Raw genomic sequence first — 15123 nt, forward strand, 5'->3', positions numbered from 1 at the left:
TTTATCGTTAAAGCCACGAGTTTAGAGACGCTTATGCAGTTTGACCCTCCGTTGGAAAAAGCGGTTTTGAAAAAACGCTATAAACGCTTCCTCGCCGATATTGCGCTGAACGATGGACGTCTGGTGACGGCCCATTGCCCCAATCCGGGCGCGATGGCAGGTCTAAATGCGCCCAATTCGACCTGTTGGGTCAGCTATAAAGATGATCCCAAAAGGAAACTGCCCTACACTTTGGAAATGATTGAGGTTGAGCGCCAGATCGTGGGCATCAACACCCAACACCCCAATCGCCTGGCCGAAGACGCGATTGCAAAGGGCCTGATAGGTGAGCTGACCGGCTATGACACCCTACGCCGGGAAGTCAAATACGGACAAAACTCGCGTATCGATCTTTTGCTGCAAGATCCGGGCAAAGCCAATTGCTATGTCGAGGTCAAAAATGTCCACTTCGTGCGCACACCAAAGCTGGCTGAGTTTCCAGACGGTGTTACCGCACGTGGGACCAAGCATCTGGGTGAACTGATCAGCATGGTCCAAGAGGGCCATCGCGCCGTGCAGCTTTTCATCATTCAGCGCGATGATATCGAGGCTTTGAGCCCCGCCGGTGACATTGATCCAGCCTATGCGGGTGCCCTAAGGGCGGCGCAAAAAGCCGGCGTGGAGATCCTGGCCTATGCTTGCGAGGTTAGCCCCGAAGCCATCACGGTGAAGCGCGCCATTGAGGTGCAGATATGAGTGCGTCTTCGCATTGGGATCTGCCCGCGCCCTTTATTCATAACATCACCGCAAAGCCGGAAGACATCGACACGTTTGGCCATGTCAATAACGCCTGCTATCTTAAATGGGCCGATGAAACCGCCTGGGCTCATTGGTTCAAGGATGGTCTCACCCGCGAAGATTGCCTCGGCGTCGATCAAGGCATGGCGATCATTCACAGCGAAGCTGATTATTACGGCCATGTACGCGCCGGTGAGGCGTTAGAGTGTGCGGTTTGGATCGCCCAATCGGATGGGCGCCTTCGCGCCCAGCGCTGGTATCAATTTCGTAAAGCCTCGACGGGCGAAACAGTGTTCCGCGCCAGAACCCAACTGGTCTGCTTTTGCCTCTCCAGCGGCAAACCCACACGCATGGCCCCGATTTTTGCCCGTCATTATCATAAACCAGAAGGTGACTTGGCCGTAGCTATCGCTAAACTTACCGAAAGTTAAGCTGACATCCAGAACTATAGCCGCATTGTGATACGTTATTACTTTGCGACGCGCAGAAAATGCAAAGTCTAAGGGGAGAGACATGAAACACTTAATGATCGGCGCCGTATCATTACTGGCGCTTAGCGCGTGTGCGAGCACGCAAACCACCACGGCAATGGCACCTGTGGCTCCGGTGCAACCGACCGTCACCGCCGACGCCATCGAAGCCCATATCCGCTTTCTGGCTGACAATCTGTTAGAAGGCCGCGATACCGGTGAGCGCGGATACGATATTGCCTCGCTTTATGTGGCCTCACAGTTTCGTTTGTTGGGCCTAGAGCCTGGCGGGGATAGTGGCGATTATTATGCCAGCGTGCCTTTGCAAAAGGTCACCTTGGATCCTGAAGGCTCGTCTTTGAAGGTCAATGGCGAAGATCTGATCTTTGGTGAAGAATTCTTGATGGCCGCCCACACGGAAAACGATATGACCCATGCCGAAGGCGAGCTGGTCTTTGTCGGGTTTGGCCTGGACGCAGAACAATTCGGTCTTAATGATTATGCCGATGTCGATGTTGAGGGCAAAATCGTCGTGATGTTCTCTGGCACACCCCATGGTCTGCCCAGCGATGTCGCCGCCCACCTTGGCTCTAACAGCACCAAAGAAGCGATTGCGGCTTCCCACGGTGCCAAAGCCATGATCACGATTGTAGCTGATCATACCAGCCGATATCCTTTCTCAACCTACGCCCAATACGCCACACGCCCTTCGATGAGCGTGCGTAATGCGGGCACCCCGCTGGAGGCGCGTCTGTCCGTTTCACAAGCGGCTGCGGAAAAACTGTTCGCAGACGCTGACGTTACGGTCGCTGATCTGGCCGCCAAGGTTGAAGCCGAAGAAGCCCTCACCAGCTTTGCGCTGCCCGCCCATGCTGAGGTGACACAAAGCTCAACGCGTGAAGATGTGAAAAGCCAAAATGTCGTCGGCGTTCTGCCTGGCTCAGATCCAGCCTTGGCCAACGAAACCGTTGTCATCACCGCTCACCTCGATCATATCGGTATTTGCCGTCTGGAAGAGGCTGAAGACCGCATCTGTAACGGCGCGCTCGATAACGCATCTGGCTCTGCGATCATGCTGGAGACGGCGCGTGCCCTTTCTGAAGGTGAGCGTCCCAAGCGCAGCGTCGTTTTCGTTGCCCTGACCGGTGAAGAAAAAGGCTTGCTCGGCTCGCAATATATTGCCCGCAACCCAACGCCTGCGATGGGTGACATGGTGGCCAATATCAATCTGGACATGCCGGTCATCGTTTATGAATTCAACGACCTGATCGCCTTTGGTGCCGAACATTCCAGCCTGGGCCCGATCACATCACAGGCCGCGGAGACCGCAGGGGCTTATATCTCTGAAGACCCCATGCCGGAGCAATCTTTGTTCGTGCGCTCTGACCATTATAACTTCGTCAAAGTCGGCGTGCCTTCGATCTTCTTGATGACCGGCTTCTCTTCTCCTGATGAGGCCGATGACGAAGGCAAGGGCTTCTTGGGCTTCCTGGGCGGAAATTATCACGGTCCCGGCGATGATGTGATGCAGAATATTCGCTATGATCAAGGCGCGAAATTCGCCCGCATCAACTTCCAGATCCTGCAAGACATCGCCAATGCGGATGAGCGTCCACACTGGAATGAGGATAGCTATTTCGGCAAGGCCTTTGGCCAGCAATAAGTCTAAAGCTGCGTAAAAAGTGTTGAACGAAGACAACGGGCCGTTTCCCAACGGCCCGTTTGTCGTTATATTCTTGGGACATGAAAGGAGCCCCACACTTGGCTGATCTCGATCTCGATACCGCGCACAACCCCACCCGTGATGGTCACATCAAACGCCATGGCCCTGAGGGCTTTGAAGGCATGCGAAAGGCCGGACGGCTGGCGGCGGACGTGCTCGATATGTTGGTCGATCATGTCGATGTTGGGGTAACGACCCAGCGCCTGGACGATTTGGCGCGCAATTTCGTGCTGGAACGCGGCGCGGTTCCTGCAACCTTGTTCTACCGCGGCTATACCAAGTCTTTGTGCACCTCGATCAATCATGTGGTCTGCCACGGCATTCCCAATGATAAACCGCTCAAAGACGGTGATATCATCAATATCGACGTCACAGTGATCGTCGATGGCTGGCATGGCGATACCAGCCGCATGTATGCGGCCGGTAATCTCAAACGCAAGTCAGAGCTTTTGGTTGATGCCACCTATGAGGCGTTGATGAAGGGCATTGAGATGGTTCACCCCGGCAACACCTTCGGGGATATTGGCGCAGCGATCCAGGAATACGCTGAAGGCCAGCGCTATTCCATCGTGCGTGATTTCTGTGGCCATGGCCTGGGCCAGCTCTTCCACGATGCGCCCAATGTGCTGCACTATGGCGAGTACGGTACCGGCGATGTGTTGGAGCCGGGCATGTTCTTCACCATTGAGCCGATGCTCAATGCCGGTAAGCCCAGCGTCAAAGTCCTTGCCGATGGTTGGACGGCTGTGACGCGCGACAAATCCCTGTCGGCCCAGTTTGAGCACTCAATCGGGGTGACGCAAGACGGGTGTGAGATTTTCACCCTCTCGCCCAAGGGCCTTCATCAGCCGACCAAGGCCTAAGATACAAGTGAGGGGGTGTCAGGGTGAGCGAGACCACAATGGATAAGCCCGCCCCCCATTATCATGGCCATCGTGATCGCCTGCGCGAACGCTTCAAAGCGCAAGGGGCCACCGGCATCCAGGATTATGAGCTATTAGAGCTTATCCTGTTTCGGGCCATTCCCCGGCGCGATGTCAAACCCATCGCCAAGGCCCTTTTACACCGCTTTGGTGATCTGGGCCGGGTGTGTGCGGCCGATCTGGATCAACTCTGCGCCATTGAGGGCATATCAGAGCGCACGGCCCTGGATATCAAGCTGGTTCATGCCGCCGCCATTCATATCACCAAGGGGCAAGTTTCTGGACGGCCGGTGATTTCATCCTGGTCGGCGCTCTTGGATTATTGTCGCGCATCCCTGCAGCATGCCAGCACCGAAGAGTTTCGCACGCTCTATTTGGATAAGAAAAACCGCCTGATCGCGGATGAGTTTCACGCCAGCGGCACGGTCGATCACGCCCCGGTCTATCCGCGTGAAGTGGTTAAGCGCGCGCTCAGCCTCAATGCGACCGCAATGATTTTGGTACACAATCACCCATCCGGCGATCCCACCCCCTCGCAAGCCGACATCACCATGACACGCGAGATCAAGGACGCCGCCAAACCCTTTGGCATTGTCCTTCATGATCACCTGGTGGTCGGGCGCGATAATATCGCCAGTTTTAAGCGCTTAGGCCTTCTCTAACCCGCGCTTAAGGGCTGATATAGCTCCAGCTTGATCCCATTGGGGTCCATCAGCCAGGCGAAGAGACCATAACTCTCGCGCAGGATCTCACCTTCCAGCTCAACCCCAGCGTCCGTGATTCGCGCCACCAAGCCTTCCAGGTCATCGACCACCATATTGACCATAAAGGGTTGATGGGAGGGGAGAAAATAATCGCTGTCACGCTTAAAAGGCGCAAAAATCACCTGACCTTCGCCGGACGCAAAAGCACTGTTAATTTTTTTGGCTGGAAAATCAAACCCGCCATAGGCGTTGGGGATAAAACCCAAAGTTTTTTCATACCAAGCCTTTGTCGTTTCTGGATCACTGCACAGAAAGAAAATCCCGCCAATCCCTAAGACCTCAGCCATAGTCCCACCCCATTTTAACGTTCATCATAAATCTTTAAGTTGCTACACTTTCAGAACGCAGCCATCGTGTAAAGCATCGCTTTACCCTCTTGCCGAGTAATCACCGTCTTCGCTACATCACGAGAAAGCATATTTCAGTTTCGATGTCAGGTAGTTACCGATGAACGCGCTCAAAGCCAAACGCCCCCTGGGCTCGATGATGCGCCAGGGATGGGTGCTGGCTTTGCTGTTTGTGATCTATGCGATCAATCTGTTGGACCGCCAGATTATGGCCGTTTTGCAAGAGGCCATCAAACTCGATCTGGGGCTAAGCGATACCGAGCTCGCTCTGATGACCGGATTATCGTTCGCGATTTTTTATTCGGTGATGGGGCTTCCGATTGCCTGGCTCGCCGATCGCCACCCACGCACCTGGATCATCTCCATTTCCTGCGCGGTGTGGAGCCTGTTTACGGCGCTGTGCGGCCAGGCGCAGAATTTCGCCACCCTGGCTCTGGCGCGCATTGGCGTGGGTATCGGTGAAGCGGGCGGGGTCGCCCCGGCCTATGCCCTATTGGCCGATTATTTCCCGCCGAAACAACGCGGCATGGCCTATGGCGTTATGACGCTAGGCATTCCTGTCGGCGTAGCGCTCGGCACTGCCCTTGGCGCAACCATTGCCCACAGTTATGGCTGGCGTGCCGCCTTTATGGCCGCGGCTCTGCCCGGTTTGGTCATCGCGGTGGTTTTCCGCCTCACCGTGCGCGAGCCCAAGCGCGGCCAGTTTGACGATGACAGCGAAATAGCCTCACCGCCCAGCACCAATATTCTGTCTACCCTTAAAGGGTTTAAAGACAATGCGGCCCTGCGCTGGTTGTTCATCGCCAGTGCCCTGGCCTCCATCCCCAGCCAATCCTTCATGCATTGGTTCCCCTCTTTCCTTCAGCGCTCGCATGGCATGAGTTTAGAGCAAGTCGGCCATTACTACGCCCCGGTGTTGGGCTTAGGTGTGATGTGCGGGACGTTTTTGGGCGGGATCCTCGCTGATCGGCTGGCCAACACCTATCCCAAAGCCTATATATGGGTGCCTGCAGGCGCGCTGTTCTTGGCGATCCCCTTCTCGTTGATCACTTTGGCGATCCCCAGCTGGAGCATTGCACTTCTTAGTGCTTTCATCCCCTTTGCCTTGGCAACGGCCTGGATGGCCCCTGTTCTGGCAGCTCTACAAAGCCTGACCCGTCAGGATGAACGCGCCACGGCCTCTGCTTTTCTCCTCTTCCTCAACAATTTAATCGGCATGGGCTTAGGGACTTTATTTGTCGGTGTCTTTGGCGATCTGTTCACGCCAATTCTGGGTGATCAGGCGCTTAGATTAGCGCTGGGCCTGATCCTTTTGGCCCTGCCTTTTGCGGGCTGGAGCTTTTTAAAAGCGGCTAAACACACCCCTACCCCAAAAAAGATTTGAACCCTTTTGCCTTTCGCGCGTCTTTGTCTTGACCCCTGATCACTTTGGGGCAAAGAAGATGATGTGCTGGGGAGACGCATCATGCAGTCCATGCTTTTTATCCGTGCGTTATTGATCGCCCCCTTCTTTGCGGTATCTGTCGCGGCCTGTCATGGCGACCGGGTAAAAGCGCCCCCGCCCGGCGATGACCCGGCAATCCTACCCATTGCGCCTGCGGCCATAACCCTGGATCGTCAGGGTGCGCATCTTTACGCCACTATGATCATGGCCCCCCAGCCGGGTTTGGGCATGGATGTGGAGATGGAATCCGCGCTTCATATGTTGGCCGGGCTTTTGGATGGCGAAGGGCTGAGTTATGAGGATGTCATCACCTTGCATGTCTATGTGCGCGGCATCCCCACGCCCATGGATACGCAAACCCTCGCCCATGCCTATTACCGCACGGCGGGCCATACGCTTGATGTTGGCCCACGTCTTCGCATCATAGGGGTGAGCGAGCTTCCGCTTGCCGAGGCACGCGTGGCGCTCGATGCCGTCATTCAAGCCCCGGAGCCCGCAAATCCTGCCTGATGGCAGGCGCTTTATAAGGCCCTCGCCCATGATCCCTCGCTATACCCGCCCTGAGATGGAAGCCATTTGGTCGCCTCAGGCGAAATACCGTATCTGGTTTGAAATCGAAGCCCACGCCACCGATAAGCTGGCCGAGTTGGGCGTCGTGCCCTTAAGTGCCGCCAAGGCCGTGTGGACCGCCAAAGATGTCGAGTTTGACGTCGCGCGCATTGATGAAATCGAAGCCGAAGTGAAGCACGATGTCATCGCCTTCCTGACCCATTTGGCCGAACATGTTGGCGAGGATGCCCGCTTCGTCCACCAGGGTCTGACCTCCTCTGATGTTTTGGATACCTGCCTGGCCGTTCAGTTAAAGCGCGCCTCGGATCTTTTGCTTGAGGCGATGGATAAAGTCCTCGCCGCGCTAAAAACTCGCGCGATGGAACATAAAAACACCATTTGTATCGGGCGCAGCCATGGCATTCATGCCGAACCGACCACGATGGGTCTGAAATTCGCCCGCTTCTATGCTGAATTTGCCCGCAACCGCGAGCGTCTGGTGCGTGCGCGTGAGGAGATTGCGACCTGCGCCATTTCTGGTGCGATCGGAACCTTCGCCAATGTCGATCCCCAGGTCGAAGCCCATGTCGCCGAGAAAATGGGCCTCAGCGTTGAGCCGGTTTCAACCCAGGTTATTCCGCGCGACCGCCACGCCAATTATTTTGCCGTTTTAGGCCTGATTGCCTCGGCCATTGAAAATATCGCCGTCGAAGTGCGCCACCTTCAACGCTCTGAAGTGCGTGAAGCCCAGGAATATTTCTCCAAGGGGCAAAAGGGCTCCTCGGCCATGCCGCATAAGCGCAATCCGATCCTGACCGAGAATTTGACCGGCCTGGCGCGCTTGGTGCGCTCAGCCGTTGTTCCAGCGATGGAAAATGTCGCCCTGTGGCATGAGCGCGATATCTCGCACTCCTCCGTGGAGCGCGGCATTGGCCCGGACGCGACCGCGCATCTACACTTCGCCCTGATGCGCACAGCATCCATGATCGAAAGCCTGATCGTGCATGAAGATCGCTGCCGGGAAAATCTCGAAGCCTATGGCGGTATCCACAATTCACAGCGCGTTCTGCTGGCCCTGACCCAAGCAGGGGCCTCTCGCGAGGATTCCTATCGCCTGGTGCAACGCAATGGCATGAAGACCTGGGATGAAGGCGGGCAATTGGTCGAGCATTTGAAAAATGACGCCGATGTCACCGCCCTATTAAGCGTTGAAACCATCGAAAGCCTGTTTGATGAGGCCTATCATCTCAAACATGTCGATACGATTTTCAATCGCGTTTTTGCCGATTAAGACCTTATTTCCCCTATCGGATCGCCGATAGGGGACATTTTTGACGAGAACTTTACCATGTCTCAGCCCCCTTTACCTCAAACCGGGACCTGCCGCTGCGGTGCGGTAGAGATAGAGGTTTCCGCCCAGCCGCTGATGACGGCGGCCTGTCATTGCCGGGGCTGTCAAAAGATGAGCGCCAGTGCTTTCTCCCTCACCGCCATGATCCCCAGCGCCGGCTTTAAAGTCACCAAAGGCACCCCTGTGAAGGGCGGCCTTCAAGGCCCGCAGCTGGATCATTTTTGTTGCCCAGAGTGCAAAAGCTGGATGTTCACCCGGATTACCGGCCTCCCTGACTTCGTCAATGTGCGCCCAACCCTGTTTGAGGATCTCAGCTGGGCCACGCCCTTCATTGAAACCATGACCAGCGCTAAGCTCAACTGGGTCAATCTTCCTGTTGAGCATAGTTTCGATGGCTTTCCGCCGGTGGAAGACTATATGGCGTTGATCACAGCCTATAGCGCGGCCCACACACGCGCGTGAGGGCCCCCTCCCCGCGTCGTTTGAGAGTCGTTTGAGACTGGCCAGAGGGAGCGTTAGCTTTTAAACCATCCCTAGATTTGGGAGTGCGTTATGCGAAACTGGCTTCTCGCCCTATTGATCGGTTTGGGAATATGCCTGGGCGTATCTGGCACCAGCCAGGCCCAGGACGAGGCGCGCATCGCGGGCGTGCTCTTTCGCTCCACCTGGTGCCCCCCCTGCCATATCCTTGAGCCGAGATTGAATGCAGCCAAGCGCGACTATCAGGGTCGCATCCATTTTGTGCGCTTTGATTTCAGCTTTCGCGATGAAGAGACCTTGCGCGATCAAGCCCGCGCCGAGGGCTTGGTCGGGGTGTTTAATCATTACCAAAACCAGCTGGGCGTCCTGGTATTGATGGACCGCGATAGCGGACAAGTCCTGGAAGTGATCACCGCACGCTATAGCGCCGAGGATATTGAGGATGCGTTTGAACGCGCCCTCGCCTGGCAAGGCTAAGAATAACGATAATCGGCCGTGATCTGACCGGCCGTGCGCACTTCAGCCTCATGGGGTTCATCGCGCCAAGGCTCCTTCAGGCCCGCCTCATACCACTCCACCATCGCCGGTAAAGCCAGCATGCGCGCGACATAGTCTTGCGCGACTTGACTTAACGCGGGGCTTTAAGTCTGAGCACGAAATACCACAGGGGCCTTGATCACAGGTCGACTTTACGTGACAAGGCGCGCTTTGAGCCGCGCATCCGGTAAGGCGCACATATCCGCACGCCCAAACCAGCGCACACGGTTTCGTGCCAGCACACCATAGACATAATCAAGGACACGAAGAGGGAAAAGCTGCGCACAGCGCGCAAGAATGGCCCAGCCCCCGGCAAGCCTTTGGCCCAGGAAAATCATCGCACTGGCATGGGTATAGACATGGCCCTGGTGCAGGACCATCCAGGTTTGCGGATCTTCAGCGCTTAATCCAGCACGTTCCAAAAGGGCAATGCCCAAGGGCGATTGGATCGTCGCGATACGAATACAATCATCGCCATCATGCTGGCTAAGCGTTCGCGCGCCCCAGCTACAGACCGCACACGCCCCATCCATAACCGCCAAGCATCGCCCGCCCTCAATTGAACTGAGGTCCAATCCGTCAAGATTGATCAGGCGATGCCGCAGCGATTGCATCAGATATTAAGCCGCAGAGACTTGCGCACGCGCCTCAATCATCAAATCAGCCATCTGACGGCGGATCTGATGCTCAGACTGGTCCACATTCTTCGCGGCCAAATCACCTGAGACTTTACGGAAGACGTCTTCTTCGCCAACTTCTTCGAAATCGGATTTGACGACTTCAGCGGCATAGGCATTAGCCTCATCGCCAGAAAGGCCCATCAGCTCAGCAGCCCAAAGGCCCAACAGCTTGTTGCGACGCGCAACAGCTTTGAACTCAAGGTCTTGATCATGGGCAAATTTGTTTTCAAACGCGCTTTCGCGATCATCCAAGCCTGACATGGGCGCACTCCATAGATAAGGATCTTCTCTTGATCTTCTACTTAGAATGCGGCGCGCGGGAAAGCAATTCACGAACCTGTATGCCAGCGTCTGGAAACAGTGATTTTTTTATAAAGAAACGGTCATCCAAAGGGTGAGGCTTGCTTGCAAAACGATCTAGGCCTCACCCCTTTGGCCTAGGACACCATCAACTCGCCATAGGCTTCGCTCATGGTTTCATCGATAAATTTTTGAATTTGACGATCTGACATCTCCACCCCATGGGTGTGGAAATCGGCTTTGAGTTTTGCGAACAGGCTGCCCTGCCCGCCGGCGATATTGGCGCTTAACACCTCATCGGCATAACTTAAGACATCCGCACCTGTGCGCCCCATCAGGCGCGCGGCACGCCGGCCAATTTTTTTGTTCCGGCGCATTTTAGCTTTAAATTCCAAACTTTGTTCATGGCCAAATTGATTAGAGAAGGCCATCGCACGATCTTTAAAGGCTTTCATTCACGCTTGCTCCTCTGCCAGTGCAAGCGCTTCTTTTATACAACTCCTCTTAAATGCGTGTTTCTAAACTTGATTAATATTACTTTGTGCATTTGCGCCGTACAAAGAGGCTTTTCAACAGCGCGCCGATATTGCGAGGGCGAACGCTTCGGAGTAACGTCTGGCCTTAAAAAGCGGCCCAGGATCTGATTTAAATCATCTGGGCCGTTTCGTCTTTATTCGGGCGGGAGAAGCCCGGTGGTGCCGAACAGATCGGACCTCACCCCCCTTCACCGCCCCTCATGCGGGCGCACGCGCGAGCTTTCGAGGCATGCCCGCCAACCACGGAGCGCCCAAGGCCCATGTCCCGCGGAAAAAAACTCTACGAAGGCAAAGCCAAAATTCTGTATGAAGGTCCAGAACCTGGCACCTTGATCCAGCATTTCAAAGATGATGCGACGGCGTTCAACGCCAAGAAGAAAGCCACTTTGGAAGGCAAGGGCGTTCTGAACAATCGGATTTCAGAACACGTCATGGGCCATCTGACCCGGATGGGCATTCCCAACCATTTCATCAAACGCCTGAATATGCGCGAGCAATTGGTCCATCAGGTGGAGATCATCCCCCTGGAGGTGGTGATCCGCAATGTCGCCGCCGGCTCCATCGCCAAACGCTTTGGCCTGGATGAAGGCGAAGAGCTGCCGCGCACGATTGTTGAGTTTTATTATAAAGACGATGCGCTCGATGACCCTATGGTCTCAGAAGACCATATCACCGCCTTTGGCTGGGCCAGCCATGGCGAGCTCGATGAGATGGTCGCCATGTCTTTACGCGTCAATGATATCTGCTCAGGCCTGTTTGCGGCGGTCGGCATTCGCTTGATCGACTTCAAGCTGGAATTTGGGCGTCAGTTTGACGAAGACCAGCTGACCCGCGTGATCCTGGCTGATGAAATCTCACCGGATAATTGCCGTTTGTGGGATATGGCCACCAATGAAAAGATGGACAAGGATCGCTTCCGCCGCGATCTGGGCAATGTCACCGAGGCCTATGCCGAGGTGGCCCGCCGTCTGGGCATTATGAAAGAAAACCAAGTTTTGACTGACACGAATGAGGCCGGCAAATGAAAGCGCGCATCCACGTATTCTTGAAAGACGGTGTCTTGGACCCGCAAGGCGAAGCCATTTCCGGCTCTTTGAAGCATTTGGGCTTTGAAGGCGTGGGCAGTGTGCGTCAAGGCAAGCTCATCGAAGTTGAGCTTCATACCGCCGACGCCGAAGCCGCCCATGACCAGGTCAAGGCGATGTGCGACAAGTTGCTGGCCAATCCGGTGATTGAAAATTACTCGATCGAGCTTTCGGCTTAATCCCTAACGGACGAGGACAGTTTCGCGATGAAAACCGCAGTCATCGTCTTTCCGGGCTCCAATTGTGATCGCGATGCCGCGATGGCCTTGGAGGCCGTAACCGGAAAAGCTCCCCTGATGGTCTGGCATGGCGACAGTCAATTGCCCGACGGTCTCGACTTCATCATGGTCCCCGGCGGGTTCTCCTATGGGGATTATCTGCGCTCTGGCGCGGTCGCCTCGCGCTCACCCGTCATGCAGGATCTGGTCAAAAAGGCCGAAGCCGGCGTGCCGGTTCTGGGCGTGTGCAATGGCTTTCAGATCCTGACCGAAGCGGGGCTGTTACCCGGTGCCTTGATGCGTAATGCGGGCCTACGCTTTGTGTGTGAACCCGCCCCGCTGACCATCGAAAACCACAATTCTGCTTTCACCCATGCCTATGGGGATCGTAAAGACGTGGTCTTCCCGATCGCCCACCATGACGGTAATTTCTTTGCCGATCAGGCGACCTTGGACCGCATCGAAGGCGAAGGTCAGGTGATTTTGCGCTATCGCAAGAACCCCAATGGCTCGATGCGAGATATTGCCGGTGTCAGCAATGAAAAGGGCAATGTGCTGGGCATGATGCCCCACCCAGAGCGCGCGATTGATGCCCATCATGGCGGCACCGATGGCCTTGCGCTGTTTGAAAGCATTTTGGGAGGCCTCAAATAATGGCATCGGTAGATCCAAAATACGCCGAGGGCATTGATGAAGCCATCGCCCTCGATCATGTCACGGCCGAGGAATATGAGGTCATTCTCAAAGAATTGGGCCGCGCGCCCAATATCGTTGAGCTGGGCATTTTCTCGGTGATGTGGTCAGAGCATTGCTCTTACAAATCCTCTCGCCTGCATTTGGGTAAATTCCCCACCACCGGTGAGCGCGTGGTCTATGGCCCTGGTGAAAATGCCGGCGTGGTCGATATCGGCGATAATCAAGTGGCCATCTTCAAGATGGAAAGCCACAATCACCCCTCTTATATCGAGCCTTATCAGGGCGCGGCGACCGGCGTCGGCGGTATCTTGCGCGATGTCTTCACCATGGGCGCACGCCCGATTGCGCTCATGAATGCGCTGCGCTTTGGTGATCCCAGCCATCCTAAAACCCGCCAGCTCGTCTCTGGCGTCGTGGCCGGGATTGGCGGCTATGGCAATTGCGTCGGCGTGCCCACCGTGGGCGGTGAGACCAATTTCGACAAAGGCTATAACGGCAATATCCTGGTCAATGCCATGGCTGTGGGCCTAGCCGACCGGGATAAGGTCTTCACCGCGGCCGCGCGTGAGATCGGCTATCCGGTGCTGTATGTCGGCTCGAAAACCGGGCGTGATGGCATCCATGGCGCAACCATGGCCTCAGCAGAATTTGGCGAAGGCTCTGAAGAGAACCGCCCCACCGTTCAGGTTGGCGATCCCTTCACCGAGAAAAAGCTGATCGAAGCCTGTCTGGAATTGATGAGCGAAGACGCCATTTCCTCAATCCAGGATATGGGCGCAGCCGGTTTGACTTCTTCTTCTGTCGAGATGGCCTCGTCAGGCGGGGTCGGGATCGAGCTGAACCTCGATCATGTGCCTCAGCGCGAAACCGCCATGACGGCTTACGAGATGATGCTCTCTGAATCGCAAGAGCGCATGTTGATGATCTTGAAGCCCGGCTCTGAACACATCGCAGAGCGGATTTTCAAGAAATGGGATCTGGATGTTGCCACCATCGGCGTCACCACCGATACCAAGCGCTTGGTCCTGAAGCATAAAGGCGAAGTGGTCTGTGACCTGCCGCTCGATCCGATCGGCGATAAGGCTCCCAAATATGACCGCCCGCACCTGCCCTCGGAAGTGCGTGCCAATATTGATCCCAACCGCTTAAAAGCGCCCGCTCACCTGGGTGAAGCGCTCTATACCCTGATGACCAGCCCGGACATGGCGTCCAAGCGCTGGATCTGGGAACAATATGATCGCCATGTCATGGCCGACACCGTGGCCTCATCCCAGAACCCGGCCGATGCCGCAATCGTGCGCATTCACAAGAGCGATAAAGCCTTGGCGATAACGACCGACTGCACACCGCGCTATTGCTATGCCGACCCTTATGAGGGTGGTAAGCAAGCGGTCGCCGAAGCCTGGCGCAATCTGACCGCCGTGGGCGCTGAGCCCATCGCCATCACCGATTGCCTGAACTTTGGCAATCCAGAACGTCCTGAGATTATGGGTCAATTTGTGGGCTGTATCGAAGGCATGGCTGAGGCGTGTCGCACCCTCAACTTCCCCGTCGTTTCGGGCAATGTCTCGCTGTATAATGAAACCGATGGTCAGGCCATTCCCCCGACCCCTGCGGTCGGTGCGGTGGGCCTGATCGAACAGCTCGATCAGCGCGCCACCTATGGTGGGTTGGAAGCGGGCGATGTCCTGTTGATCATTGGGGAAACCCACGGTCATCTGGGCGCTTCACTCTATATGCGTCATGTCGAAGGCGATGAAGATGGCTCGGCCCCGCCCGTTGATCTGGCCGTTGAGAAGCGCAATGGCGATTTCGTACGCGCCGAGATCAAAGCCGGTCGCGCCAAGATCGTCCATGACCTCTCTGATGGTGGGCTCGCCTGTGGTGTCGCCGACATGGCGCTCGCCAATATGATCGGCATTAAGCTGGCGTATAATGGCGATCTGCCGGTCTTTGCCTGGCTGTTCGGTGAAGATCAGGCCCGCTATCTGATCGCAGCCAAGCCCGCTATCGCTGAAGACATTCGTCGCAATGCCAAAGCCGCAGGCGTGCCTGTGGATGTGTTGGGCCTTGCTGGCGGGGATGCGATCACGATCAATGGCGGTCATGGTCTGGATCTCATTCGCCTCAAAACCGGCCATGATGGCTGGCTGCCCGCCTTGATGGCCGGTGAAGCCGCCGCCGCGGAATAAAGCCTCATACGCTTGTCAATAAAAAGCCCCGCTCAGTCGAGCGGGGTTTTT

General features: G+C 55.8%; 19 protein-coding genes. 14 read left to right on the top strand and 5 right to left on the bottom strand.

Annotation, left to right across the window (positions count from 1 at the left end; all coding sequences use genetic code 11):
- The first annotated feature begins 33 nt into the window (after nt 1–33).
- The 5 genes from sfsA to radC all read left to right on the top strand — a co-directional run bounded on the left by sfsA (nt 34) and on the right by radC (nt 4555).
- Nucleotides 34–735 carry a DNA/RNA nuclease SfsA gene (sfsA, locus tag H151_RS0100115; protein WP_026353731.1) on the top strand — a complete coding sequence of 234 codons (702 nt, stop codon included), beginning with the start codon at nt 34–36 and terminating at the stop codon, nt 733–735.
- Nucleotides 732–1208 (top strand): acyl-CoA thioesterase, encoded by a 477-nt coding sequence (locus H151_RS0100120; RefSeq protein WP_019959579.1) that lies wholly within the window; start codon nt 732–734, stop codon nt 1206–1208. The genes sfsA and H151_RS0100120 overlap by 4 nt, the downstream gene beginning before the upstream one ends.
- Before the next feature lie 82 nt (nt 1209–1290).
- Nucleotides 1291–2910, top strand: coding sequence for a M28 family metallopeptidase (locus H151_RS0100125; protein ID WP_026353732.1), 1620 nt, complete (start codon nt 1291–1293; stop codon nt 2908–2910).
- Nucleotides 2911–3008: 98 nt separating this feature from the next.
- Complete coding sequence (gene map / locus H151_RS0100130) at nt 3009–3833, top strand: type I methionyl aminopeptidase (RefSeq protein ID WP_019959581.1); 825 nt, start codon at nt 3009–3011, stop codon at nt 3831–3833.
- A gap of 38 nt (nt 3834–3871) precedes the next feature.
- Nucleotides 3872–4555 (top strand): RadC family protein, encoded by a 684-nt coding sequence (radC, locus tag H151_RS0100135; RefSeq protein ID WP_019959582.1) that lies wholly within the window; start codon nt 3872–3874, stop codon nt 4553–4555.
- On the opposite strand, the gene H151_RS0100140 is transcribed toward radC, so the two are convergent.
- The gene (locus tag H151_RS0100140; protein ID WP_019959583.1) at nt 4552–4944 is read right to left on the bottom strand and encodes a VOC family protein; all 393 of its coding nucleotides are present in this window, start codon (nt 4942–4944) and stop codon (nt 4552–4554) included. The genes radC and H151_RS0100140 overlap by 4 nt on opposite strands.
- Before the next feature lie 160 nt (nt 4945–5104).
- On the opposite strand from H151_RS0100140, the gene H151_RS15020 reads away from it, so the two are divergent.
- The 5 genes from H151_RS15020 (at nt 5105) to H151_RS0100165 (ending at nt 9305) form a co-directional block, all read left to right on the top strand.
- Nucleotides 5105–6388 (top strand): spinster family MFS transporter, encoded by a 1284-nt coding sequence (locus tag H151_RS15020; RefSeq protein WP_019959584.1) that lies wholly within the window; start codon nt 5105–5107, stop codon nt 6386–6388.
- An 81-nt stretch (nt 6389–6469) separates the two neighbouring features.
- The gene (locus tag H151_RS0100150; protein WP_156823317.1) at nt 6470–6958 is read left to right on the top strand and encodes a hypothetical protein; all 489 of its coding nucleotides are present in this window, start codon (nt 6470–6472) and stop codon (nt 6956–6958) included.
- Between the two features lie 28 nt (nt 6959–6986).
- Nucleotides 6987–8288, top strand: a complete 1302-nt coding sequence (gene purB, locus H151_RS0100155; RefSeq protein WP_019959586.1) for an adenylosuccinate lyase — start codon at nt 6987–6989, stop codon at nt 8286–8288.
- 57 nt (nt 8289–8345) lie between these two features.
- Entirely contained in the window at nt 8346–8810 is a 465-nt protein-coding gene (locus H151_RS0100160) for a GFA family protein (RefSeq protein ID WP_019959587.1), read from the top strand.
- A gap of 90 nt (nt 8811–8900) precedes the next feature.
- Nucleotides 8901–9305: a TlpA family protein disulfide reductase gene (locus tag H151_RS0100165; RefSeq protein ID WP_019959588.1), complete on the top strand. Its 405-nt coding sequence runs from the start codon at nt 8901–8903 to the stop codon at nt 9303–9305.
- Here H151_RS0100165 and H151_RS17790 read toward each other — a convergent pair.
- The 4 genes from H151_RS17790 to H151_RS0100185 all read right to left on the bottom strand — a co-directional run bounded on the left by H151_RS17790 (nt 9302) and on the right by H151_RS0100185 (nt 10800).
- On the bottom strand, nt 9302–9427 hold the full coding sequence (locus H151_RS17790) for a hypothetical protein (RefSeq protein ID WP_019959589.1): 126 nt from the start codon (nt 9425–9427) through the stop codon (nt 9302–9304). The genes H151_RS0100165 and H151_RS17790 overlap by 4 nt on opposite strands.
- Before the next feature lie 90 nt (nt 9428–9517).
- Complete coding sequence (locus H151_RS0100175; RefSeq protein WP_019959590.1) at nt 9518–9979, bottom strand: thiol-disulfide oxidoreductase DCC family protein; 462 nt, start codon at nt 9977–9979, stop codon at nt 9518–9520.
- A gap of 6 nt (nt 9980–9985) precedes the next feature.
- Complete coding sequence (locus H151_RS0100180; protein ID WP_019959591.1) at nt 9986–10306, bottom strand: DUF1476 domain-containing protein; 321 nt, start codon at nt 10304–10306, stop codon at nt 9986–9988.
- Nucleotides 10307–10482: 176 nt separating this feature from the next.
- Entirely contained in the window at nt 10483–10800 is a 318-nt protein-coding gene (locus H151_RS0100185) for a DUF1476 domain-containing protein (RefSeq protein ID WP_019959592.1), read from the bottom strand.
- 341 nt (nt 10801–11141) lie between these two features.
- Between H151_RS0100185 and purC the strand changes: the two genes are divergently transcribed.
- The 4 genes from purC to purL are packed head-to-tail and all read left to right on the top strand — an operon-like array spanning nt 11142 to nt 15072.
- Entirely contained in the window at nt 11142–11906 is a 765-nt protein-coding gene (gene purC, locus H151_RS0100190; RefSeq protein WP_019959593.1) for a phosphoribosylaminoimidazolesuccinocarboxamide synthase, read from the top strand.
- Complete coding sequence (gene purS, locus H151_RS0100195) at nt 11903–12145, top strand: phosphoribosylformylglycinamidine synthase subunit PurS (protein WP_019959594.1); 243 nt, start codon at nt 11903–11905, stop codon at nt 12143–12145. The genes purC and purS overlap by 4 nt, the downstream gene beginning before the upstream one ends.
- A 27-nt stretch (nt 12146–12172) precedes the next feature.
- Nucleotides 12173–12838, top strand: coding sequence for a phosphoribosylformylglycinamidine synthase subunit PurQ (gene purQ, locus H151_RS0100200; protein ID WP_019959595.1), 666 nt, complete (start codon nt 12173–12175; stop codon nt 12836–12838).
- Entirely contained in the window at nt 12838–15072 is a 2235-nt protein-coding gene (gene purL, locus H151_RS0100205) for a phosphoribosylformylglycinamidine synthase subunit PurL (protein WP_019959596.1), read from the top strand. Before purQ ends, purL begins: the two co-directional genes overlap by 1 nt.
- The last annotated feature ends 51 nt before the right edge of the window (nt 15073–15123 follow it).

The organism is Woodsholea maritima DSM 17123, from assembly GCF_000382325.1.
Taxonomy (GTDB): Bacteria; Pseudomonadota; Alphaproteobacteria; order Caulobacterales; family Maricaulaceae; genus Woodsholea; species Woodsholea maritima.